Below are 25,041 nucleotides of genomic sequence, written 5' to 3'. Positions count from 1 at the left end.
GTAAATTTTAGATTTTTGGCGCATCCATCAGCTACCACAAAAATAGAAGGTTGGACAAATATAGCGTCAACGACCCAGGTCTAAAGAGATTGGGCTTCTAGCCTAAGACTTAAACCGCAGTTGACCAGACTCAGTACCTTGGTACTACGTTAACGGTAAGAGTTAAAGACCTACCAGGGAATGCGAAGCTAGTTCCTTGCTCTAGAAATTTAGGATTAAACAGACTTATTGGGTTAAATCAGTGTCCTAGATATAGTACCGGCCGTTAACTTTGTCGAAGCTAACATCACCCCGAAAGGGAGGCTCGAAAGAGCAAACATTATGCGATCGCGGGTTGCCAAATTTGAGAGGGTAATTTCGATGCACGCTCCCCTAGCTGAAGTGTCCCATCGAAATTACATTACATTCATTACACTCCCATCTAGCAATCCTCGTGTAATGCAAAGATTGACGGCGGTTTCGACCGCCGAGCCGTTTCCCTCTCAGGTCTAAAGACGCTGAGTTTCCCACTTACCGAATTTTTTTATGAGCATCAATTTAGCGACCAAATTGCGTGAGGGAACCAAAAAGTCCCACACAATGGCAGAAAACGTCGGTTTTGTCAAGTGTTTTTTAAAAGGCGTTGTAGAAAAAACTTCTTACCGGAAGTTAGTAGGAAACCTCTACTTTGTCTACTCGGCAATGGAAGAGGAAATGGAACGCCAAAAGCAGCATCCGGTTGTTTCAAAAATTAACTTTTCTGAGTTGAATCGCAAACACAGCTTAGAGCAAGATTTATTTTACTACTACGGTGCGAATTGGCGCGAACAAGTAGCCCCCTCAGCAGCAGCTAAAGCTTATGTGGAGCGAATTCGCGAGATTTCGGCGACCGCACCGGAACTGTTAGTAGCTCACTCTTACACTCGCTACCTTGGCGATTTATCCGGCGGACAAATCCTCAAGGGAATTGCTCAGCGCGGGATGAATCTTTCCGACGGAGAAGGCACTGCTTTCTATGAATTCCAGGATATTCCTGATGAAAAAGAATTCAAGGCTAACTACCGTCAGGCAATGAATGAACTGCCGATTGACGAAGCAACAGCAGAGCGAATTGTTGACGAAGCTAATGCAGCTTTTGGCATGAACATGAAGATGTTCATGGAGTTAGAGGGCAATTTGATTAAAGCTGTCGGTCAGATGCTTTTCAATACCCTGACGCGGAAGCGCGGTGCCGCCAGTACCGAATTGGCTACTGCTGATTGAGTTAAAGCTCACTGGGAATAATTTGAGCCTCGTTTAAGAGGAAAAACTTAAATCCTGGGGGTTTGATGGCTGCTTTTACAGTCACCAAATCTCCGGGATTTTGCATGGTGTTTGAATTGCGGGCGATCGACTTTTTAACTCATATCGTTTCCGGTTGTATCGGGATTATTTAACCGCAGAGGGCGCAGAGAACGCAGAGGGAGAGAATACAGAGAGGAATAATTCGGATGCTACCGGATTTGATATCACAACTTAACACTATCACCTTCCCACGCCGCGATCAGGAGGCTCCTCGTCCGGGACAGGCAAAGAAGTGGGCCTTACTTGCCGCTCCAAATACTTGCTCAAAGCGTAAGCGATATCCCCACGAGTCATCGGCTTCAAAGGATTAATCTTATTAGTTGCGAGATCAACATTAACAAACCCTTCATAAAGTGCAGTAGCTATAGACTTTCTAGCCCAATTAGGAATTTCACCTGCATCGGGATACTTAGCTAAAATTTCGGAAATGCTGGCATCAGGAAACTGAAAAACCCCGTAAGCTTGAGCAAAAATCGCTAAAGCTTCCGCGCGAGTCACCCTTTGATTTGGGAAAAACATTCCGTCGCGATATCCACTCATCGTTCCCGTTTTCAAAGCAGTTTGAATCGCACTGTAAGCCCAGTAACTCTTCGGTACGTCCGGCACTTCCCTATCCGGTTTCTGAGCTGTTTTCCGGCGTTCCAAACCAAAAGTTTTCACTAAAATCACCGCCAAATCGGCGCGACTGACAAGGCCCTCAGCATTAAAATTGCCACTGGCATCTTTATTCATCAATCCAGCACTCACAACCCGATCGATCGGGTCAATTATTTGTTGAGATTGAACCGCCATTGGGACTCCTTGCATTAGCGCGATCGCCAAAAAAATACTCACTAACATTTTCACGATTTTAATCCTTTCTGTCGCTAAAACCATCATGAAAACAGCAGTAATATTTTTTATGGTTCCATCGGTATTATTCTGTGGTTTCGGCGGTGCGCTCGATTTGGGGATTATATATTAAAATCAAAGATTTGCTTCCGGCAAAGCGCCCTGCATTTTACCCAACCAATCAATCAAATTATCCAATTGCTTTTGGGCCGTCAAAACCGCCATACCTCTAATAGTAACCTTCCCCTTGCTGTAGACAAAACGAGAGCGCAAATGTTCCGGCAAATTAGCCTTGAGCAAATTCCAAGCAGGCTCTTCCATCGCAGTTTCCAAAACTATGTTCTGCTTATTCTCCGGTTTGATCCGAGAAAAACCGATTTTTTTAGCGATTTGTTTGAGTTCGACAACACGGATAAGTTGCTGGGCTGGCAGAGGAATTGGCCCATAACGATCGCACCAATCAACCTGAATCTGCTGTAATTCTTCAGGGGTATTAGCAGAAGCCACAGACCGGTAAGCGCTCATCTTTTGATCCAAATCTGCGATGTAATCGGCAGGAATAAACGCCGTCAAAGTTAGGTCAATTTGCGCGTCCTCAACTTTCGGAATTTCCTGACCCTTAATTTCCCGAATAGCCTCCTCTAACATTTCAGCATACAAATCAAAACCGATCGCCTCCATTTGACCAGATTGTTCAGTACCCAAAACATCACCCGAACCGCGAATTTCCATATCTCGGACAGCCAACTGATAGCCCGAACCCAACTGGGCAAACTCTTGAATTGCCCGCAGGCGCTGCCTTGCAGCATCAGAAAGTTGGTTCTGCTTGGGATAAAACAGCCAAGCATGAGCTTGAATCCCCGCGCGTCCCACCCGTCCCCGCAACTGGTAAAGCTGACCCAAACCAAACTTCTGCGCGTCTTCAATTAAAATAGTATTGACTCGCGGAATATCCAAACCCGACTCAATAATCGTCGTGCACACCAAAATATCAAACTCCGCCGCACTGAAAGTCAGCATGATTGATTCTAATTCCGAAGCATCCATTTGACCGTGGGCGATCGCAATTCTGGCAGACGGAACCATCTCCTGCAACTGAACGGCCAACTCATCAATCCCCTCAATCCGCGGCACCACGTAAAAAACCTGACCGCCCCTATCCAATTCTTGACGAATTGCCGATCGCACCACTTCCGGGTTATAGGGAGCCAAATGCGTCTGAATCGGGCGTCTGCTGGGAGGCGGAGTCGAAATCAAACTCATCTCGCGAATCCCCGACAGCGACATATACAAAGTCCGGGGAATCGGCGTTGCTGTCAAAGTCAGAACATCTACCTCTGTTTTGAGAGATTTAATTGCTTCCTTTTGCTTAACCCCAAACCGCTGTTCTTCATCCACCACCAACAAGCCCAAATCCCGAAATTTAATGGCTTTGCTCAAAACAGCTTGAGTACCGACAATCACATCTAATTCCCCAGTCGCCAAACGCTTGTGAATCTCCCGGCGCTCGGTTTCAGTGCGAAAGCGATTGAGCAAACCAACTTCGATCGGATAAGGGGAAAAACGCTCCGATAGCGTGTGATAGTGCTGTTGGGTCAAAATCGTCGTCGGCGCGAGCAAAGCCACCTGCTTGCCCGCCGTAACCGCCTTAAAAATCGCTCTCAGAGCCACTTCTGTCTTACCAAAACCGACATCGCCGCAGACCAAACGATCCATCGGTCGATCGCCCTCCATGTCACGTTTCACATCCTGAGTTGCCTTCAACTGATCCGGCGTTGGCTGGTAAGGAAAAGAATCCTCTAATTCTTGTTGCCAAGGCATATCAGGAGGAAAAGCGTAACCTGTTTGTTTAGCTCTTTTAGCATAAAGATTCAGCAAATCCACTGCCAATTTCTTAACAGCTTTGCGAACCTTAGTTTTAGTTTTTTCCCAAGTTTGACCTGTCAGCTTGTTTAAATCCGGTACTTTATCGCCTACAGTCCGAAACCTCGACAAAGCGCCCAATTGATCGGCCGCCACCCTGAGAGTACCGTCAGCGTATTGAATCAGCAAATATTCGCGAGTTTCTCGATCGATCGTCAAACGTTCCAACTTGAGAAATTTACCGACTCCATGCTGGCGGTGAACCACATAATCACCAGGGCTTAATTTATTCGGGTCTACTTGCTTAGAAGCAGCGCGGCGGCGCTTGCGGACGTAGCTAAAAGTAGCGAGAGAATGCTGACCGTAAAATTCCCGATCGGTAATTAACACAATCCGAAAAGTCGGCAGAATAAAACCTTCTAATTCTGCCAGTCCGCTGTACTTCAAAGCCACCGGAATGTGCTGCAATTGCAACTTGTCGATCGCCAAAAAATCGCGCGGATTCACCACAAACTGAGCCGGACAGTCGTGCTCCGAAAGCAGGGAAACCGATCGACTCGGTTGAGCAGAAACCAGAAAAATGGTAAAACCCCGATCGCGCTCTTCCCTGAGCATTTGAGACAGCTTTGCAAATTGGTGAGGCATCACCGGCACAGGCCGAGAAGCCAAATTAATCGCAGACGGTAGCTGGTCGCCCTCCGCAGAGCTTTGAAGTTTTTTAGCCGTAGAATCTTCTGCCAATTCAGAAAGTTCTAGCCTCTCGAAAGCTGCGACATCTGCCATAGATTCAGCAAAAGTGCGGTGAATTTTCGGAACTTTCAAATTAGCAATTGGCAATTTTTCTGTTTCCTCACCAGCAACTGCCGATTCCCGATTGCAATTATTCCACTGTTCCTGTGCATTCTCATACCAGCGGTCGCTGTGACCTTCGCACCCTTGTGGTTCGTCAATAACAACTAAAGTATTTTCAGTCAAATAATCCAACAAAGATGCAGGTTGCTCGAACGCTAAACCCAACAGCCTGCGGACAAATTTTTCGGCTTCATTTGTCGCTTCATTTTCTGGATCGAAAGAGCCTAGTTCGTTGATTTCGTCAACCTTTTTTTCAGATAAAACTGCTTTAATAATTGTGTTAAAATTAGTAGGGGTTAAAACTAACCGATCGACCTTATCGAGCGATCGCTGGGAAGACGGATCGAACTCCCGAATTTGCTCCAAATCATCTCCGAACCATTCCAGCCGCACCGGCAACTCCGCCGCTACCGGAAAGACATCGACAATATCGCCCCGGCGACTCCACTGGCCCTCCATTTCTACCAGAGTCACCCGATCGTACCCCATCGACACGAGTTGGCGGTCAAGTATCTTCGAGTCTTGAACCGCACCTCGCTTCAGCGTCAGACAGTAGGGTTCAAAAGCAGCAGGCGGCGGCAAGTGAGACTGGAGAGCTCTTTCGGTAGCTACAATCGCGATCGGCTTAGAATTAGGGTTTGTTTCTCGTTTCTCGACCAAATCCGCCAGCACCTGCATTTGTCCCCAAGTCATTTCGTTCTCGTCGGAGTAAGATAGCTCGTAGGGCGAAGCCTCGGAAGTTGGGTAAAAATGCACAGTCTGCCAGCCCATAGCCTCCAGCCCTGCCACCCAACGGCCGGCTTCTTCTAGAGTTGCTGTCACTACCAGTAAACTCCGCCCTTCTTGCTGTGCGAGGGCGGAAGCTACTAAACCTTTGGGCAAACGGGCTACGCCGGACAGTTGCACGTAGCGATGGCGCTTGAGCTTGTTGAGGAGTTCTGTTGCTAGGGGCGATCGCCCCAGGGTACGAATTATTGAAGAGAAAGTCATGCGCTTTTAATTTTAATCCCTGATCGGCGAAGGCTCTTTCCCTTTGCCTGTTAAGGAGATTGTACGACAAACATCCATGATTGTGCCGCTCTGCTGTTGACCGAAAGCATCCAGGATACCCGCCACGTGATTCATCTCGCGCAAGTCAAGGCTTCAATCTAAAATCTAAAATCTAAAATCTAAAATCGATTGACGCCTGGGAACTTAACTGGAGATAGATTTGTGCTTTAATATGTCGATCCGGCGATCTTGAGCGAGCCAGTTCCGTTAATATAGGGCCAGGTTGACAACAATTTCGATTTTGCGATCGAGATTCCCAGCTTCCAGACCTCTCCTGTGACTGCACCCAAAGACGGATACCCTGCCACGTACTCAAGTTGTGAAGATCGAAGAATTTTAGATATGAGGGAAATCCCCCAGATACTGGTGGCGTCGTCAATCTAAAATCTAAAATCTCAAATCTCAAATCAACTAACCGGGCAGAGCGCTTCGCCGTTACTACCGAAAATTTTAGAAATGTCCTCAAATATAGACCTTCTGATTGTTCTCCTGCTGGTTTTCCTCAATGGCTTGTTTGTGATGTCAGAGATGGCCATCATCTCTGTACGGAAGGTGAGACTGCAACAGATGGCCAACCAAGGTTCGATCAATGCCCGTGTAGCCTTGGATCTGGCGAATGCCCCCAATCAGTTCTTGCCGACAGTTCAAATCGGGATTACGATGCTAGCCATTCTGTCGGGCGCTTTTGGGGAAACGACGGTTGCTAAAAGGGTGGAGCCTTTGTTACGGTTGATTCCTGCCCTGGGCCCCTATTCTCAGACGATCGCCTCAGTAGTAGCAGTTTTAACCATCACTTATCTGACCTTAATTATCGGGGAACTCGTGCCGAAGCGGCTGGCACTCAACAACCCAGAGCCGATCGCCTCAAGCGTAGCAATTCCCATGCGAATGCTCTCAAAAATCGGCGCTCCTGCGGTTTATCTGTTAAGTTATTCCACTGACTTAGTGATGCGGATCATGGGGATTGTGCCTTCTACAGAACCGCAAGTTACAGAGGAAGAAATTAAAGTTTTAATCGAGCAAGGAACAGAAGCCGGAACCTTTGAAGAAGCCGAACAAGATATGGTGGAAAGAGTGTTTCGTTTGGGCGATCGGCGAGTCAGCGCCTTAATGACCCCGCGTCCCGATCTTACCTGGCTCGATCTCGACGACTCAGTGGAAGAAAACCGCCAAAAAATGCTCGGCAGTGGTCATTCTCGGTTTCCCGTGTGTCAGGGAGGACTCGACAACGTTGTCGGTTTAGTACACGTTACTGATATGCTGTCTCGGACTTTAACTGGTCAACCCCTAGATTTAAGCGCTTCTTTACGACGACCGTTATTTGTACCGGAAAGCACGCGGGGTTTAAAAGTATTAGAACTTTTCAAACAATCTAGCAATCAAATTGCCTTGGTAGTAGACGAATACGGGGTGATTCAAGGATTGGTTACAGTCAACGACATTTTAGTCGAACTCGTTGGCGACTTTCCCTCGATTGAAGATGCTGACGAACCTCAAACCGTGCAGCGCGAAGACGGTTCTTGGCTGTTAGACGGAATGCTAGCAGTCGAAGATTTTTTTGAGCTATTTGGAATCGAAGAATTGTCAGCCGAACACAAAGGAAGTTACCACACAATGGGCGGTTTTGTGATTACAAATTTGGGGAAAATTCCCACAGCAGCCGAGCATTTTGAGTGGAACGGTTTGCGCGTGGAAGTAGTCGATATGGACGGGAACCGAGTTGATAAAATCTTGGTAATGCCGATCGACTCAACGGGCGATCGCTCCCCCAGCCAGCCAAAAACCCAAAACTAAAAACCATGTAATTTTAATCCATCGACATAATACCCGTAGGGGCGGGTTCACCAACCATCATCGCCGGAAACAAACAATCTCAAAAACCCGCCCCCACCCAACGATAAATCATCACCTACATTTAGGAATTAAATATAAATATCAGGTTGATGTGAATTATTAGTGAGTGGGGCTGGTTTTTATATATTGTTGGTTATCGTTATATATTGTTGGTGAACCCGCTCCTACGACTTCGCAAATTGTACAATAACGAATCAACCAGACATAATATCACTTCTTCTTATTTCTTTCATCCTTCCGCAAAGATTCCAGAATAGAACGGCCCACATAATTACTAAAAACCACCTCTCCAGCTAGATTGTAGTGGCAGCAGCTATCTACATAAACAGCCTCTTTAGTCTTGTCAAAAACATTGACAGCATTCACTAAATTGATATTATTTTTTTCCAAATTAGGAAACTTCTTAAAAAGAGCCGGATATCCAATTTCCACAGCTTTAGCATAAGGAGTATCCTTGTTAAAAGCAATCTGCTTTTCGGCTTCACCAAACACCCTTTTCGTCTGATAATATTGATTAGGCTGAAGAACATGAAAATAAGGCACATTACTAGCAGACAGAACTTTGTGCATAAAAATTGAACTTTTTACCCAATTCTGGGCCATTTGTTCAAAAGCGGCTGAATCCGGTAAAACTGACTTCTTAGTATTGATATAAATAACGCTGCCGCCGTCATCTTTTTTTTGTTTAGTCCGTTCTTGTTCAAACTTAATGACATCGGTTTTATAGTTATTAACTAAATTTTGAACGTAAACAGAAGTCAAAGCATCGCACGCAGCTAAAGAGCAGTTTTGCAAACGTTCCAAACCCTGACTAATCCTAGCTTTATTTTCTTGGATTCTGATAGTTGCTTTCATCGCTTTTGTAGAAAGGCTATTATTCGCCAAGCTAGTCAGCGGCAAAATGTGCTGAATACTTGGCATTGTCAAATCGACTTGATTTTTATTGTTTAAGTTAGAAAGTGCTACTTCATTAAAACCATCTATATTGACTACCAGATCCAGTTCTTGCCCTAAAGCCAAAAAATAGTTTAGAATTAATAATTGCTGGGGTTGTTTGTAGCCTCCGGTAGCAAAAGACAAAATTACAAATTCTTTATCTTTCAAACCCGGAAGCTGCTTGAGGTATTGAGGCAAAATTTTGTTTTGAACTTCAAATACTGCATAATTAGAAGCCACAGAACCGCCAAAAACTCCGATAATAAATTGATTTTTCTTGGTTTTTTTCAAAGGGTAATCATAAGGAGAGATAAATCCGTAGTTGTTAACCTTAAAACCAGGGCGAAAATCGGGGCCTGGTTGTTGAATAAATCCAAAAAAAGGATGAAACCTTTCAACAATAGACTGATTCAGCCGCACTCCTTCTAAATTAATTCCTAAATCCGACTTGTTTTGCACCTTTTCTCTAGCATAGAAAAATTGCTTGTGCTTGAGAAAATACCATCCCAGGGAACCGACTTCGAGGAAAACCAGTAAAAGCGCTAAGTTAATCAAAGTTATCTTGAGGAATTTTTGCCCTCTTTTGAGAAATTTTAAATCTTTCATAAACCTCTATTTCGATTCTCTTACTACTTTAATAATAGAACTAGAAACATAGTTTGCCAATAGTTCGTCTCCGACTGAATTATAGTGGCAGCAGGCATCTTTGTAAACCGTTTCTTTGGTATTGTCTAAAATATTCACTGCACTAAAAATATTAACCCCAGCTTTTTGCAAATCATCGACTTTGGACAACAACACCGGATAACCTTTTTTCACTCCTTCAATGTAGGGACTCTCTTTGTTAATCGCGATTTCGTTTTCCTTGGCGGTAAACGCTCGCTGAGTGGGATAATACTGGTTGGGCTGGATAAAGTGAAAATACTTAATTTTTCTACTTGATAAAATTTGATTCATCCCGATCGACGATTGATACCACATCGATGCCATTTTCTCAAAAGCATCGGCATCCTGCAAAACAAAGTCAGCTTTGGGAATGTAGACTATACCGCTATTTGCCGTGTCGGAGTTGGATTGTTTTACTTGTGAATCGTACTTGACAACTGCTTGCTGGTAATTGTTGACTAATTGTTTCACCTGTAGCGAGGTGACAGCGTGACACAAAGCAAGTTGACAAGTTTGCAATTTGTCAATACCTGCTTTTAATTGTTTTTTATTTTCGTTAATTTGCACGATCGAGCTCATCGCTTCCGGCGACAAGTTGTTGTTGGCTAAACCAGCCAGAGGCTGTATGTGCTGAACGCTGGGCATTCCTATTTCTACTTGGGCTTTGTTGTTTAAATTTGACAGCGCTACTTCGTTAAAACCATCAATATTGATGACTAAATCTAATTCTTGACCCAAAGCCAGAAAGTAATTTAAAACTAATAATTGTTGGGGCTGTTTGTAGCCGCCATTCCCAAAATTTAAAACAATAATTTCCTTGTTGGCAAATTCTGGATAAGTCTTCAATTTGTTAGACAATCTGCGAGTTACGTATTCATCGACTGCAAAATTATTCGCAACTGAACCGCCAAAAACTCCGATTATAACTTGATTTTTATTGGTTTTAATAAACGGATATTCGTAAAGTGAAAAAAAGCCGTGTTTGTTTACTTTTAACTTTAATTTTTCATTAGTGAAAGCACCTTGTTTGAGTACATAGCCAAAAAGTGGGTGCAGTCTTTCTACGATTGATTCCTCAAGTCTAATGCCGATCCTTTCAATATCTTCTACTACTTTTTCTTTGGCTTTAGTTCGGGTATAAAAAAACTGTTTTTGGTTGATAAAATAAAAAGCTAGCGACAAACCTTCCAGACAAATAAAGGCGATCGCCAAATTAACCGCGATTAGAATTAATATATTTTTGCCTTTTTTCAGCGCCGTTGAATCTTTCATGAAATTTGACTGATTACGGTTGTTTGTTGGGGACTTGAGACTGCTTCAATGTTTCGCACAAATTTCGGTTAATCAGGATACTAGCCAGCCGATGTCCGAGTTCATTCCAGTGACCCCCACAGGGTACAGAATTCTCAAAACCGTGGGCGCAGACTTGATATTTTTCCGTGTAACCTTGGATTTGTTCGGATAAATTTAGTACCCGAAAACCCTCGCGCGCGCCCAATTTTTCTAGTCGCCTATCGGGATAAAACAAATCCTGAATGTTGTTCTTTCTCATAAAATTTTTTCGCCTCTCGGCTTCCGGTCTAACTTGCATCGGATCGCCGATCGTCACAAGCAAGAAATCAGCATTTTTCTGCACGACTTCATTCCGCATCGTCACAATCAAACCCTCTGTCACCCTCCAAGCCTCTTCCCAAGCTGCATTTTGAGGTTCCTTGAGGTTGAGGGTACTTAAAGTGGTAAAGTGCCCCGATAACTCCCGCTTTTTCCGATCTAAGTCTACCTTTTTAATGACTTGCAAAATGCGCGAATTGTTGACGATTAAACTGGGCATTCGGTCAACAAAGGAAACTGCTCTTTCGTTGCGATCGATCGGCGCCAGATTGCGAAAAGACATATCCGGTACTAGCTTGCCGCTAGCATCGTAAGCAAAAAATGGTCGGTAGCGATCGTATTCTAATTGTGGCGAATTGTTAATTATATCATTCCCAATAAAAAAGGCAAGAATTACAATGTCAGGACTGTAATCCCACACTTTTTCTCGCAGCATTATCAATTCTTGAGCAGTACCGTAGCCCTGCACCCCGAAATTCATTACCTCAACATTTTTGCGTCCCTTAACAGCTTCGCAGTTGCCTAACTTTCGTTCCAATTTTGACCAGAAAGTTTGTTCGACAGGTACGTGAATTGCTTCGGTGAAAGAATCGCCCAAAACCGCAACGCGCAAAGTATTTGGAGGTTTTACTTTTGTATGTTCACGATCGCGCAAACCCTCGCTATTCACCTGCACAAAACTCGCACCTTCCCCATTCCACTCCCCCGACGCACCAGGTTTCAGCTTCCAGCCCAAATTCGGATCGGAAGTGTGAAAACGAGTTGGCGCCGAGTCTACGAAATCTCCTATTTTTGGATAGCCTTCAATCCTGGCTACCCGCAATCCAATTTCACCAATTACCACCCCCATCAATAAACCGCCGAGTGTCAAACCCAAATTGACACCCAAATTTTTCAACTTGCTCATTATTTCAAAACAGCGTGTAAATAAATGGAGCAATCACAGAACCCTGACTCAATACAATCAAAGCTCCCAAAAAGACTAAAGTCACAATGAGCGGCAACAGCCAATACTTTTGGCGTTCTTTCATAAACGCCCACAAATCTTTGAGAAAATCTAAAGTTGCTTCAAACACTTAAAAAGGACGCTCCATACTAACTTTTGTTCTTGCTTTACTGGGGACGCGGTAAGTATCCATTTTCGGATTTAGTTTGCGCCGCATGGCATCTTCGCCGAAAATGTTTTTGATCACTCCCATCGGCCAAACTATCAGGTAAAAAACTATCCCTAGGACGATCGGCGTTTCGATTTTGTTAAGAATAATTCCAAAGCGCATCCACGCGTGATAAACGGGATTAAGCGATTTCGGCGCCACCAATGCTAGCAGCACCATCACTCCGCAGATTGCCCAAGGCCACCAAGGTAGAGAATGCCGCCGCAGTAAAGGTACTGCTAAACCGAACAGCACTGCAATCAAGCCGCCAATTAGCAGCCCGAAATCGCGCAAGCCTTTTTTGTCGAGTTTTTTAATTTCGTCGCTCATTAGAAATGGGGAATGGGGAATGGGGAATAGGGAATGGGGAATGGGGAATGGGGAATGGGGAATGGGGAATGGGGAATGGGGAATGGGGAATTAGTTATTAGTTATTCGTTCCAACTAATAACTAATGACTAATGACTAATGACTAATGACTAATGACTAATGACTAATGACTAATCTAGTTCAAATTCATTTTTCCAAGCATCATCTTGTTTCCAAGGAATTTGTTCTGACTTGGGAAGCAAGTAATTTTCCAAAACCAGATAGTCCATTTCGGTTCGCATGAAACAGCGGTAAGCATCCTCTGGAGTGCAAACAATGGGTTCGCCTCGGACGTTGAAAGAAGTATTTACCACAATTGAACAGCCCGATCGCTTTTCAAAATGGCTGATTAAGTCATAGTAGCGAGGATTGGTTTCTTTGTGCACAGTTTGAATGCGAGCCGAGTAATCGACGTGGGTGACAGCCGGAATTTCCGATCGCGGAATGTTGAGCTTTTCAATGCCAAACAACTGCTCTTGTTCCGCAGTCATGGGAATGCGGAGACTGGATTTGACAGGTGCTACCAATAGCATATAAGGGCTGGAATGGTCAATCTCGAAATAATCCGCAACTCGTTCGGCTAAGATTGACGGAGCAAAAGGTCGAAAAGATTCCCGATATTTAATTTTCAGGTTCATCACGGACTGCATTTTAGCACTGCGGGGATCGCCAATGATCGATCGACCACCCAGAGCCCGCGGCCCAAATTCCATCCGCCCTTGGAACCATCCCACCACATTTCCCTGTTCCAAAATTTCCGCCAACTGCGGCATTAATTCGGCATCGTCCAATCGGTGATAACTGGCTTTGACAGCATCCAAATATTCGATAATTTCTGCGTCAGTAAACCTCGGGCCCAAATATGAGCCGCGCATTTGATCGTGACAAGTTAAATGAGCAACAGACTTCGCTACAGTTGCCACCGCTTGGTTTGCAGTGAGAACTTCAGTCCTCTCCTCAACCGCTGAGTTTGTAGTGATAAGTTCAGTTTTGAGGGATTCTATACTATTTGCTGTCGAGTTGGCGCTCACTGTGCGAGTTTGTTCGCAATACTGATACCAAATCGCCAAAGCCGCGCCCAAAGCACCGCCCGCATCTCCCGCCGCCGGCTGAATCCAAATATCTTTGAAAATACCTTCCCGCAAGAGTCTGCCGTTAGCAACACAGTTGAGAGCAACGCCGCCGGCCATACAAAGATAATCAACATCCAATTCTTTTTTAACTGTTCTGCAAAGTCGCAAAACAACTTCTTCGGTAACAACTTGAATGGAAGCTGCAATGTCCATTTCCCGCTGTGTCAATTTTCCTTCAGCTTGACGCGGCGGCCCTTCAAACAGTTCGTCAAACTTCTTGTTTGTCATGGTTAAGCCAACTGTATAGTTGAAATAATCCATGTTCAAACGAAAAGTTCCGTCATCTTTGAGGTCGATTAAATAGTTGAGAATCTTGTCTACATACTTGGGTTCGCCGTAAGGAGCTAAACCCATGAGTTTGTATTCACCAGAGTTAACTTTGAAGCCGGTGTAATAGGTGAAAGCTGAATAAAGCAAACCCAAGGAGTGGGGAAAATCGATTTCCCACTGAGGTGTAAGTTGGTTCCCATCTCCCAACCAAACTGAGGTTGTTGCCCACTCGCCCACGCCGTCGAGGCACAAAACGGCTGCTTTTTGAAACGGGCTGGGGAAAAATGCGGATGCTGCGTGGGATTGGTGGTGTTCGGTAAATAGCAGAGATGGCAGTTTATTCGTTTTGCAGTTTGCTATTGCTGCCAAATCTCTTTTGAGCATGGTTTTGAGGTAAAGCTTTTCTTTGAGCCATATCGGCATGGCTGCTAGGAAAGAGCGAAAACCTTGGGGTGCGTAGGCTAAATAGGTTTCGAGAAGGCGCTCGAATTTGACTAAAGGTTTGTCGTAAAAGACTATTCGATCGAGCTCCCGCAAATCTATGTTCGCTTCTTTCAAGCAATAAACGATCGCATTCTTAGGGAATCTGGCGTCATGCTTTTTGCGGGAAAATCTTTCTTCCTGCGCTGCTGCTATAATTTCTCCGTCGCGAATTAAGGCTGCGGCGCTGTCGTGATAGTACGCCGAGATTCCAAGTATGTTCATCGCTCTCCTCACAAATCGCAATGCGTTTGCTTTTGACTATTTAGAATAGCTAACGATTATAGCTGCTTCAGTGCTGATTGGGAATTTAATTTTGCGATCGCCTCTAATTTTACCTGGATCGATGTCGGTGGGAAGCCCTCGGACGATCGGCTGTTAGACAGCATTTAAGTTAGCGCCGGCTTATCCTGCGCCCCCAAGCTCTGAAGTAAGTTACCACCGGGAATTGATAAAATTCACCTACCAACCACAGCACAATGCCTAAATGGGACAAAAAAGCTAAGCCTGTCCAAGCTAGGGGCAGCCACGACAACCGGCTGCCGGGAACCGGGGGAAAATAGTAAGCTGAAAGTCCCAGCAAGGTAGTGGGAAGGAAAATTAGACCAATAGCCGCTGCCCAGTAGGGCCATCCGAATTCTACGCCTTCGAGGTGGGCTCCTATCCACTGTTTGCCGTTCCAGTGCCAAGTTACGGGCGGTTGGCGATCGGCCATTTGGAGCGATTGTCTTTCAACGCTTGCGGTATAAATGTGCTGGCAGAAGTTGCAAGCTAGGGCGTCCATCAGTGCTAGGGTGGAAATTTGACCGGTGCGGCACACGGGACAGGGATATGTATCTTGAGGGTTGAAAGGTCGGGTTGATTTTTTGAAAATCTGCATAGATCAGGCTGTTTGTCAAGAGATTGAGCGATCTTAACAAAGTACAGAGATTATGGGTTAGCTGATGGCGGTTTTTGTATCTAGGTGGTGGGTAATTTAACAGGTTTTTTCAAGCCTACTCGCCCTTACAGGTTAATGCGGGTTGATATTAGACCTCTCCAATAATTATTATTGTGGAACAGGCATCTTGCCTGTTCAAGACTGGCAATTCTTGCGATGTCTATTGAATGATTGGGATTAATTGCGGTGATTGTTGCTGTACCGAATTCTGGCTCCTGCCCAGTGAAGTTTTTCCCTCAAAGTGTTGAAATAAGAATAGTTTTCCCGCAAAATGATAAACTTGGCTTCGCAGTCCGCCCTCCGCACGTCTACGCGGTGTCCTGGCCAAATTGCAGTACCCAAAATGCCGTCTGTCCAGAGTTTGGTACTGAGTTCGTAATCTGCTAAAGGCCAAATGCTGACGACTGAACCGGGCGGGAGGACGATCGCCCGACTGGATAAACTCAAAGGGCAAATTGGAGTAACTGCGATCGCCTCCATTCCTGAGTGCATAATCGGCCCGTTGGCAGATGCAGTGTAGCAAGTCGAACCAGTGGGAGTTGCCACAATTAAACCGTCGCCTTGATATTGATCAACTACTTCGCCGTCAACTTCCATTTCTAGAATACAGCTCGGCATTCGATCGGCTGAAGCAGGTTTGACACACATTTCATTTAGTGCCAAAAATCGATCGCTTTGGGGTTCGAGATTGGTTCTGTTTCCCTCAAAAACTGTTGCCTGCAACATCATCCGCGTCTGCACAGCATACCTGTCTTCCGCAAGTCTGTCCCAAATCTCCTCAGTCTTTTGGAAATCCTCAAAAGACTCGGTTAAAAAACCCAGATGTCCCCCCACATTCGCTGCCAAAATCGGGATGCCGTCAGCCGCCAAATTCCGCGCTGCAGCTAGGGCCGTACCGTCGCCCCCCAGAACTACCGCTAAATCAATTGGGGTATTACTAGAAGCTAAAAACACCGGATACGGGTTATCTTTCGGGCCACTGGGCCCCATTAAAACCTGACACCCGCGACTTTCTAATTGGCGGGCACATTGTTCTGCCCACCTCTGGCTGAGGGTATCTCTGGCTTTGTGGGCGATAATTACTTGTTTTAGTTGCACAACCTATCGATTTTAGATTTTAGATTTTAGATTTTAGATTTTTAGATTTTAGACTGAATTGCCGCGACCGGGACGATCGCACTGTACATCGATTTTAGATTTTAGATTTTAGATTTTAGATTTTAGATGATTAGATTTTAAACTGAATTGCCGCGACCGGGACGATCGCACTGTACATCGATTTTAGATTTTAGATTTTAGATTTTTAGATTTTAGACTGAATTGCCGCGACCGGGACGATCGCAGTGCACATCGATTTGAGATTTTAGATTTGGGATTTTAGATGATTAGATTTTAGACTGAATTGCCGCCACCGGGACGATCGCACTGTACTCGGAAAAATATTATTCCGATGCCACAGGGCATCTCCCGTCGGAGACTCTCCCTCTGGTTTATAGCAATTCCAAAAAGTAATCCAATTTTTTGAAAGATCCAAACCCTTATCTCATCTGTCATTTCCAATACTTTAATCGAAAATCTAAAATCAAAATCTGTCATTTCCAATACTTTAATCGAAAATCTAAAATCTAAAATCTAAAATCGTATTACCCGTCGCTGCGCCTGGATTTGGGCCGTGGCCAGATAATGCTGGAATCGGCCGCGAGTAGGCTAGAAACTGCGCTGGCCCCAAAGCGGTTGAGGTGGCTGGGGTCAACAAAATAGTCATTACGGCCAGGCCACCGCTGCGACAAGTCGCGGAAAGCGAAGCCTTTTTGCCGCGAGAGTTGCTGCATTCGCTGCCGAAACTGCTGTTCTGCCCGCAGTCGAGTTCCGTCTAAGTAGTCGTCGGTGAGGGGCAAATTGACGAAAATCAGGGGAATTTTGCGAGCTTTGGTAAATGCTACAACTGAATTAAAGGCTGTTGCTTGTTTGCCTCCGAGGTTGAAGTTTTCGTAGTCGCGATCGTACAGGCCTGAAACGTAAGCGCGTTGTCGATAATAAGTGTTGGGATTGTACTTGCCCGACATAGCCATGAATCCGTTGGAGTCGATCGAATCTGCCAATTGGTTGAGTTGTCTGATGGCTACTGTTGTGCGTCGCGAGACTGGAATCAATTCTGCTTTTTGGGTTGCTGCATCTGCTGCGATCGGTTTTAACTCATATTTTGCAGCATTTGAGGCAACGGGCAAGATGGCCGTTCCACTAGAGAGGGATTTGATTGGGGGGAGTAGGGGTTGGGTGTCAGCAACGGGCAAGATGCCCGTTCCACTAGAGAGGGATTTGATTGTGGGGAATAGGGGTTGGGCATCTTGCCCGCCCCTAAAAGGTTGATCTACAGAGGTAAATGCTTTGCGGAAATTGTTGTTAGCGCAGGGCTGCGGGAATCTGTAACACGCCGGAATCTCGTTGGGTTCATCGGATGGCAGTTCGGGGCGAATGCCTGCTGCTAAAAGTTGGCTGCCTTCAGAATCGACGATCGAATTAAAAGTGCGATCGTCCCGGCCGCTGTTAAATGCCCGCACGCCGTCTGCCCAGATAATCATTTGAGGCAAATGACCGGGCTTCAAAAGTCGCCGCAGTTGAAAGTCAACTACTTGTGCAGTTGCGCCGTTGACTGAAAAGTTAAATACTTTTAAGCCCCGCCGGCCTCTTTGGGCCAAAGATTGTTTTAGCTGTTTGGGATCGACGCCCTGCAATGCGCGGGAACTGCCGACAATCAAAACATCTGGTGGGCCGACTGTGGCAACGTAGGATAGGTAAAGTTGGAGTTGTTCGTTGAGTAAATCGCTGCTGAAGCTGACTGTACTGGCTTGCGATCGGGTGGCGCTAGCTTGCTGCTGGGAATAAACGAGGTTTCTCATGTACTCGATTACTTTTTTCTCCGCAAACGCCCGTCTGGGACTGCCGGGGGGAACCGCTTGCATCCAGGCGACGGCCTGCACCCACAGGGCGGCTACTTCGTCCCAGTCTTGTTTTGAATTGGCTGATTGAGCCAAATTAGAAGCTTGGGTGGCAAAGTTAATTGACTCCGTGAAGGCGTCGTTTTGCGCGCAAGAGGGAAGGCTGAGGGATTTTCTGGTTTTGTTGCGGTTTTGAGCTAACAGAGACGTTGGGGCCTGCGCTAGGACGGCGGATTCGTCGATCGAACCCGATGGCGCTGCGGTGTTGGGCGGCTTCGTTGACGAACATCCCAAAGTTACGGCTAATACAGCCGCTGCGGCGCAGGTACGTTTGAGGATGCTGGTGCTGATGCTAGCAATGTAGCGGCGAATCATAAAGCTTTCAGCGATCGCGAAACATTAATAGATATTACCGCAAGCGGCCATTCCTCGGCAGCCGCGATCGTGACTTTTGAGTATTTATGTATGGGATTCGATGACTGCTTCGGCTTGCAGGGCGATCGACCTCAATTTATCCAATGTATCCTGGTTCGCACTCTCCCACAACCCCCGCTGACGAGCTTCTAGCAATCTTTCCGCCATATCTCGCAGTGCCCAAGGATTGTTTTCTTGAATAAATGTCTGGACTTTCTCATCAAAAATGTAAGCCTCTGCGATTCCTTCATACATAAAATCCTCTACACAATTTGCCGTAGCATCGTAAGCAAACAAAAAATCAACAGTTGCTGCAATTTCAAACGCGCCTTTATAACCGTGTCGCATCGCCCCTTCTATCCATTTGGGATTTACCGCCCTGCTGCGATAAACCCGCGCAATTTCTTCCCGCAGTTGTCGGACTTTCGGATTCTCAGGAATCGAATTATCTCCAAAATAAGTTTCAGGATTTTTGCCTTGCAAATTGCGAATTGCGGCCGTCATTCCCCCTTGGAATTGATAATAATCATCCGAGTCGAGGATGTCGTGTTCGCGGTTGTCTTGGTTTTGCAGAACTATTTGCATTTGGCCGAGGCGTTTTTCAAATGCTTCGGGTGCAGAACATCCCCATTCACCCCCCCTAGCCCCCCCTTGTAAAGGGGGGGGACAAGAGTTGGAATTAGCCTCAGAACTTAATTCACCCCCCCTAGCCCCCCCTTGTAAAGGGGGGGGACAAGAGTTGGATTTAGCCCCCCCTTGATAAGGGGGGGTTGGGGGGGTATCCCCTGGTTGTAAAGGAAAGGAATTAGATTTAGCCCCCCCTTGATAAGGGGGGGTTGGGGGGGTATTCTCTGGTTGTAAAGCAGAGGAATTAGATTTAGCCCCCCCTTGATAAGGGGGGGTTGGGGGGGTACTTGTATAAGCGTAACTGCTCCAATTAATGTAAGCTTTTGCTAAATCGCTGTCGTCTGTCCAGTTTTGAGCTTCAATTATGCCTTGAAGTCCTGCGCCGTAAGCACCCGGTTTTGAGCCAAATACTCGAAATTGCGATCGCCCTTGCGCCTCTTCCTGACTCAAACCTGTAGATTCCCAATACAAAATCTCTTCCTTCACTTGTGCTGCTAAAGGGTTGTTTTCTGCCGATTCGTCTAAATCTGCCACAGCTTTTACCGCACTGTCAAACAAATCAATTAAATTAAAAAAAGCATCGCGGAAAAAGCCAGAAATTCGCAAAGTAACATCAACGCGCGGCCGCCCCAAAACTGAAACTGGCAAGATTTCAAAATCTACAACCCGGCGCGAAGGGCCATCCCAAACAGGTTGAACTCCTATCAATGCTAGGGCTTCGGCGATGTCGTCTCCTCCCGTCCGCATGGTGGATGTTCCCCACACTGACAAACCCAAAGTTTTCGGATATTCGCCGTTTTCTTGGGTGTATCTTTCGATTAAATTTTCAGCAGCAACTCTGCCAACTCTCCAGGCGGTTTCTGTGGGAATGGCGCGGATATCTACGGAGTAAAAATTGCGACCGGTGGGCAATACATCTGGTCTGCCGCGAGTGGGCGCGCCGGATGCGCCGCTTGGTATGTGTCGCCCATCTAACCCGCGCAAAAGGTTGGTAATTTCTTGGTTTGTTTGGAGGAGTGAAGGCAAAAGATAGTTATTGATCCAGTCTAATTCTTGTTGGGTTGCTTCTCCTGTTTGGATATTGTTAACCGCAGATGAACGCGGATTAACGCGGATGTTTTCGATTAAATTATCTACTAATTCAGCGGCTTTTTGTTCTAGTTCTGCTGTTAAATCGCCTGCTGTGCGGTGCTGAATTATCGACGTTGGATCGCAGGTTAAAGGGTCGAAATCGTAGCCTGAGTCTTCTGCTAGGGCGCGGGTTAAGCCCGATCGCCCGTTGGTGGGATGGCGGGCGATCGCAATTATCAAATCTCTCAACTGTCTACCTTCGGGACACTGCCCGAAAATGTGCAATCCGTCGCGAATTTGGGATTCTTTGAGTTCACAAAGATAGCCGTCTGTGCGGGTGATAAATTCTGTAAATTCCGATTTATTTAGTTGTATTCCTAAGTCTTTATCTAAGTTTTCTTTGTTGGTGAGGGCGAGAATGCGATCGCGAATCATGGGCAATCTGGACGGATCTAAACTTTGGGCTTCGCAATACTCATCAATTAAGGTCTCCAACTGCTGCAAAGGCCCATAGAGTTCGGCGCGAGTCATCGGCGGTGTCAGGTGGTCGATAATCACAGCTTGCGATCGTCTTTTTGCTTGGGAACCTTCCCCCGGATCGTTGACAATGAAGGGATAAAAATTCGGCATCGCGCCTAACGCCACTTCTGGATAACATTTGTTAGACAATGCTATACTTTTACCGGGAAGCCATTCTAAATTTCCGTGTTTTCCAGCATGAATTATAGCGTCAATTCCCAATTTTTCTCGCAGCCAGTAATAGTAAGCTAGATAATTGTGGGTAGGTTCTAAGTCGGGGGCGTGATAATTTAACGCGGGGTCAAGTTCGTATCCCCGCGATGGTTGAATTCCTACAAATACATTACCAAACTGAATTCCCGGAATCGGAAAAGACCTATTGTTACTTATAAAATCTTGTGCATAGCTTCCCGGAAGCCCCCATCTTTTACAAATCCCATCTTGCACTTCCTGCGGCAAAGTAGCAAAATATTCTTCATATTCTGCCAAATCCAAAGATTGATGAACAGGCCGCAATTCGCGTCCTTCCGGGTCATTTGTCACGCCCGAAGTCAGGAGTTCAATTAACTCGTTGCCGCTAGCGGGTATGTTTTCAATTTGATAGCCAGCTTGCTGCATAGCTTTGAGGATTTCGACACAGCTAGCGGGTGTATCTAAGCCGACGCCGTTGGCTAAGCGGGCGTTGCGAGTGGGGTAATTTGCTAGAATTATGGCGATGCGTCTGTTGGCGGCTGGGGTTTGTTTCATCTTCACCCAATTAGCGGTTAAATCTGCTACAAATGAAATGCGATCGCCCGCGGCGACATAACCCACTACATCTGTTTCTAATTCGCTGTTCCAAGTCTGTACGGCTTTAAAAGAAACAGCCCTAGTAATGATTTTTCCATCTACTTCTGGCAATGCTACATTCATCGCCACATCGCGGGGCGAAAGTCCCTGAAGTTCCGTTTCCCACTGTTCCAAACCGCCACCGCTGAAGATTGCTTGCAATACAGGAACATCTAAGGATTTTAAGCTGTTTTGTTCCGGTTCTTGACTGCTGAAACCGGAGACTGCAAAACTTGTGGTATTGAGCAATAATTGAATTGGTTCTGATTCTTTTGGTTTAAAATACTCTAGCAATTCTATTTGCAAATCAGGTTCCCGCAGAGAAGACACAAAGACGGGAACTGGGACTAAGTTTCGCTCGGCTAGAGCTTGACAAAGTGCATCAATTGGTGCTAAGTTTCCTGATAAATAATGAGCGCGATAAAATAAAATTCCGACCGTAGGGGCGGTGCCCCCGTGCCCGCCCTCGCCGTGCCTTTTAGGGAGTGTTTCCAAACCCGGAGATCCCCCCCAGCCCCCCTTAATAAGGGGGGAGCAAGAAGTTGTCAAAGTCCCCCTTATTAAGGGGGATTTAGGGGGATCTGAATCGGGTTGTAAACCCGGAGATTCCCTCCAAACCTCCTTAAGAAGGGGGGAGGAAGAAGTTGTCAAAGTCCCGCTTGTTAAGGGGGATTTAGGGGGATCTGAATCTGGTGATAAACCCGGAGATCCCCCCCAGCCCCCCTTAAGAAGGGGGGAGGAAGAAGTTGTCAAAGTCTCCCTTGTTAAGGGGGATTTAGGGGGATCTGAATCGGGTGGTAAAGTTGCAAAACACGCCCGCGCCTGTCCGTCCCAATCATAAATTCCGACGCGGGAAACTGTTTGAGGTAGTGGCGGGTTGTAAGCAGTTTTCAGGCAAGTATCGGCGGCAAATTTTAGTGCATTAACAAAGTTTTGGACTCCGCCTTCTGTGAAATAGCGCCACAGTTGATTGACTGCTGACAGCGATACATTGGAATGGCTGATTAAATCGGGATCGGGACTGTCTTCTCCCGGCATTACAATCAGTGATGCGTTAGTTTTCTGCACCGTTTCCCGGAGAATTTCTAAGCCGTAAGACCAATAAGAACGCCCTCCTAACAGTCTTAATATTATTACCTCTGCGCGTTCTAAAACTTCTTCGGCATAAGTATCAATTGTTAGTTGTTGCTGCAACTGAAGCAGGTTTACTGCGCGAAGTTTGGGGAAGGCTGCCGGCATTTTGGATGCAGCGACTGCGAGTGTTTGAATGTCGGTGTCAGCAGCACTAATAAATACTATTGGTGCGGGGGTTTGCTGAATAAAAATTACTCCTTCGGCTTGGGGGTTCCAGCCTCCTGGTGTTGCGGCTATTTTGTGCATTAATTTTTAGTTTATGTTGATAAATAACGAAAGGTGCGATCGCTCTTAGTATAACATGACTTATTTTCAATCCGGTTGTATTAGAATATTTGAACCGCAGAGGGCGCAGAGTACGCAGAGGAAGAGAAGAGAGAGATGGATGATTTCGAGTTTCTGAGGTTTTAAGCTATAAACTGATAAATAAAACTCCCAAAATCATAATTCCGGCCCCTAATAATCTTTGTTGAATATCTTTTTCCTTAAAAATTAAATGACCGAACAATACACCCATTAACACGCTAGTACGCTTAATCGCGATCACTTGCACTACGAAAGTTAATGTCAAAGCTTGCATTTGAAAAAGGACTCCCATAGCATTTAAAGACCCCATAGCAGCTAGCATTGGTAATTGTTTGAGAATTTTTCGCCCTGGATTTGGGGTTTTGTGCAATAAAACTGGCAGTAGCAAGACACTGATTGTACCAAACAAAGAGAATAACCAAAAAATAGGGGAGGAATTTGTAACTCCTATTTTGTCAAAATTTGAGGCAATACTCCATAGCAATGCGACGATTAACATCAATTTTGGCCCGGGTTCATCCAGGAGTGCTTTGAATGGGGCTAAATATCCTTTAGATTTCTCTTTTATATTTAATAAATAAGAGCCGAGTACGATTAGTAAAATGCCAATATAATCAAAGATTTTGGGATATTCCCCGACAATTAATGGTGAAGTTACCAACATAAATAATGGTGTCAAAGCTACCAGCGGGAGTGTCAGGGATAAATCTGATACTTTGATGGCTTTGATGTAGAGGAGGGATGTGACAGCGTTGATGCTACCTCCGATTAATAGGGCGAGCCAAAATTGAGAGTTTAATGCCGGAATTCCTGTATAAACTACCCAGGGAATCAAAAAGATGACTGAAAAAAATGAGAGAGACCAAGCGACGACATATTCGTCACTTTTTTTGAGGTTTTGTTTCCCAAAAACGTCTTTTACGGCTTCAAAGAAAGCGGTCAAGAGTCCTAAAATTAACCAAGTCATCCTAAATATGCGCTCCTGACTCGCTCGTCGTTTAGCAAATCTGCTCCAATACCTGTGAGAGTAATGTTACCAGCTTCTAGCACGTAACCCCGATCGGCAATTTGCAGTGCTAAACTGGCGTTTTGTTCGACTAAAAGGATTGTAACGCCTGTGGAACGCAGGTTTTGAATAATTCCGAAAATTTCTTTGACGATCGCGGGTGCTAAGCCTAAACTAGGCTCGTCTAATAATAGCAGCTTCGGGCGCGACATCAGAGCGCGGGCGATCGCCAGCATTTGCTGTTCCCCGCCGCTGAGGGTTCCTGCTAGCTGGCGGCGCCTTTCTGCTAGGCGCGGAAATATCTCAAATTGGCGCTCTAAATCGGCTTTTACTGCCACCGAGTCCGATCGAATATAGGCCCCCAATTCTAAGTTAGTTAACACCGTTTGCTGCGCCAAAACCCTCCGCCCTTCTGGACTGTGGGCGATTCCCAACTTCACAACTTCGTGAGCTTGGCGGCGGCTAATATCGCGCCCGCTATAAATAATTTGTCCTTGTCGCAAATTAACTATTTTAGAAATAGCTCTCAATGTGGTACTTTTGCCCGCACCGTTGGCGCCGATGAGACTGACAACCTCGCCCGCATTAATCGTGAGATTAATATTTTGTATGGCTTGAATTCCGCCATAATTTACGGAAAGATTCTTGAGTTCTAATAGGATATTTGGGGTTATTTTGGGTGGGATATCGTGCATTTTCTGTGACTTTGAGTTTGAGGTACATTGCGATTTAATGTTGGGTGGGGGCGGGTTTATGAGATTGTTATTTTTAGGCAATTATTGTCGGTGAACCCGCCCCTTGTATCTTAAAAGAGTGAGTCAGGCGATTGCCACGTCATTGATTAGATCATACCGACAAGTGGGCG

General features: G+C 45.7%; 16 protein-coding genes. 2 read left to right on the top strand and 14 right to left on the bottom strand.

From position 1 onward, the window contains the following. Nucleotides 1-525: 525 nt before the first annotated feature. Nucleotides 526-1,242, top strand: coding sequence for a heme oxygenase (biliverdin-producing) (locus QUB20_RS10715; RefSeq protein ID WP_333246122.1), 717 nt, complete (start codon nucleotides 526-528; stop codon nucleotides 1,240-1,242). Between the two features lie 261 nt (nucleotides 1,243-1,503). On the opposite strand, the gene QUB20_RS10710 is transcribed toward QUB20_RS10715, so the two are convergent. Both QUB20_RS10710 and mfd read right to left on the bottom strand, forming a co-directional pair. After that, the gene (locus tag QUB20_RS10710; RefSeq protein WP_333246124.1) at nucleotides 1,504-2,163 is read right to left on the bottom strand and encodes an S-layer homology domain-containing protein; all 660 of its coding nucleotides are present in this window, start codon (nucleotides 2,161-2,163) and stop codon (nucleotides 1,504-1,506) included. Nucleotides 2,164-2,289: 126 nt separating this feature from the next. After that, a complete protein-coding gene (gene mfd, locus QUB20_RS10705) occupies nucleotides 2,290-5,859 on the bottom strand; it encodes a transcription-repair coupling factor (protein WP_333246126.1) in 3,570 nt (1,189 codons plus the stop codon). Between the two features lie 516 nt (nucleotides 5,860-6,375). Here mfd and QUB20_RS10700 point away from each other — a divergent pair. Further along, nucleotides 6,376-7,713, top strand: coding sequence for a hemolysin family protein (locus tag QUB20_RS10700; RefSeq protein WP_333246128.1), 1,338 nt, complete (start codon nucleotides 6,376-6,378; stop codon nucleotides 7,711-7,713). Between the two features lie 270 nt (nucleotides 7,714-7,983). Here the strand turns inward: QUB20_RS10700 and QUB20_RS10695 are convergent, their stop codons facing one another. The 12 genes from QUB20_RS10695 to QUB20_RS10640 all read right to left on the bottom strand — a co-directional run bounded on the left by QUB20_RS10695 (nucleotide 7,984) and on the right by QUB20_RS10640 (nucleotide 24,871). Further along, nucleotides 7,984-9,315, bottom strand: a complete 1,332-nt coding sequence (locus QUB20_RS10695) for a hypothetical protein (protein ID WP_333246130.1) — start codon at nucleotides 9,313-9,315, stop codon at nucleotides 7,984-7,986. Nucleotides 9,316-9,321: 6 nt separating this feature from the next. Continuing rightward, complete coding sequence (locus QUB20_RS10690) at nucleotides 9,322-10,647, bottom strand: hypothetical protein (RefSeq protein WP_333246132.1); 1,326 nt, start codon at nucleotides 10,645-10,647, stop codon at nucleotides 9,322-9,324. 13 nt (nucleotides 10,648-10,660) lie between these two features. Next, entirely contained in the window at nucleotides 10,661-11,893 is a 1,233-nt protein-coding gene (locus QUB20_RS10685; protein ID WP_333246134.1) for an SGNH/GDSL hydrolase family protein, read from the bottom strand. A 4-nt stretch (nucleotides 11,894-11,897) separates the two neighbouring features. Then, the gene (locus tag QUB20_RS10680; RefSeq protein WP_190657062.1) at nucleotides 11,898-12,062 is read right to left on the bottom strand and encodes a DUF5989 family protein; all 165 of its coding nucleotides are present in this window, start codon (nucleotides 12,060-12,062) and stop codon (nucleotides 11,898-11,900) included. Continuing rightward, on the bottom strand, nucleotides 12,063-12,470 hold the full coding sequence (locus QUB20_RS10675; protein ID WP_333154419.1) for an SxtJ family membrane protein: 408 nt from the start codon (nucleotides 12,468-12,470) through the stop codon (nucleotides 12,063-12,065). It lies immediately after the preceding gene. Between the two features lie 170 nt (nucleotides 12,471-12,640). Next, entirely contained in the window at nucleotides 12,641-14,617 is a 1,977-nt protein-coding gene (locus QUB20_RS10670) for a carbamoyltransferase (protein ID WP_333246136.1), read from the bottom strand. Between the two features lie 169 nt (nucleotides 14,618-14,786). Further along, on the bottom strand, nucleotides 14,787-15,272 hold the full coding sequence (locus QUB20_RS10665; RefSeq protein WP_333246138.1) for a hypothetical protein: 486 nt from the start codon (nucleotides 15,270-15,272) through the stop codon (nucleotides 14,787-14,789). 237 nt (nucleotides 15,273-15,509) lie between these two features. Continuing rightward, nucleotides 15,510-16,430 (bottom strand): NAD(+) kinase, encoded by a 921-nt coding sequence (locus QUB20_RS10660; RefSeq protein WP_333246140.1) that lies wholly within the window; start codon nucleotides 16,428-16,430, stop codon nucleotides 15,510-15,512. 545 nt (nucleotides 16,431-16,975) lie between these two features. Next, the gene (locus QUB20_RS10655; RefSeq protein ID WP_333246142.1) at nucleotides 16,976-18,646 is read right to left on the bottom strand and encodes a hypothetical protein; all 1,671 of its coding nucleotides are present in this window, start codon (nucleotides 18,644-18,646) and stop codon (nucleotides 16,976-16,978) included. An 84-nt stretch (nucleotides 18,647-18,730) separates the two neighbouring features. Continuing rightward, entirely contained in the window at nucleotides 18,731-23,110 is a 4,380-nt protein-coding gene (gene cobN / locus QUB20_RS10650) for a cobaltochelatase subunit CobN (protein ID WP_333246144.1), read from the bottom strand. A gap of 166 nt (nucleotides 23,111-23,276) precedes the next feature. Further along, on the bottom strand, nucleotides 23,277-24,137 hold the full coding sequence (locus QUB20_RS10645) for an EamA family transporter (protein ID WP_333208911.1): 861 nt from the start codon (nucleotides 24,135-24,137) through the stop codon (nucleotides 23,277-23,279). Next, the gene (locus tag QUB20_RS10640) at nucleotides 24,134-24,871 is read right to left on the bottom strand and encodes an ABC transporter ATP-binding protein (protein WP_333246146.1); all 738 of its coding nucleotides are present in this window, start codon (nucleotides 24,869-24,871) and stop codon (nucleotides 24,134-24,136) included. The genes QUB20_RS10645 and QUB20_RS10640 overlap by 4 nt, the downstream gene beginning before the upstream one ends. Between the last annotated feature and the right edge of the window lie 170 nt (nucleotides 24,872-25,041).

The organism is Microcoleus sp. B4-C2 (assembly GCF_036705265.1).
Taxonomy (GTDB): domain Bacteria; phylum Cyanobacteriota; class Cyanobacteriia; order Cyanobacteriales; family Microcoleaceae; genus Microcoleus.
The sequence above is the reverse complement of the archived record's forward strand: the minus strand, read 5'-3'. Positions and strand labels throughout refer to the sequence as shown.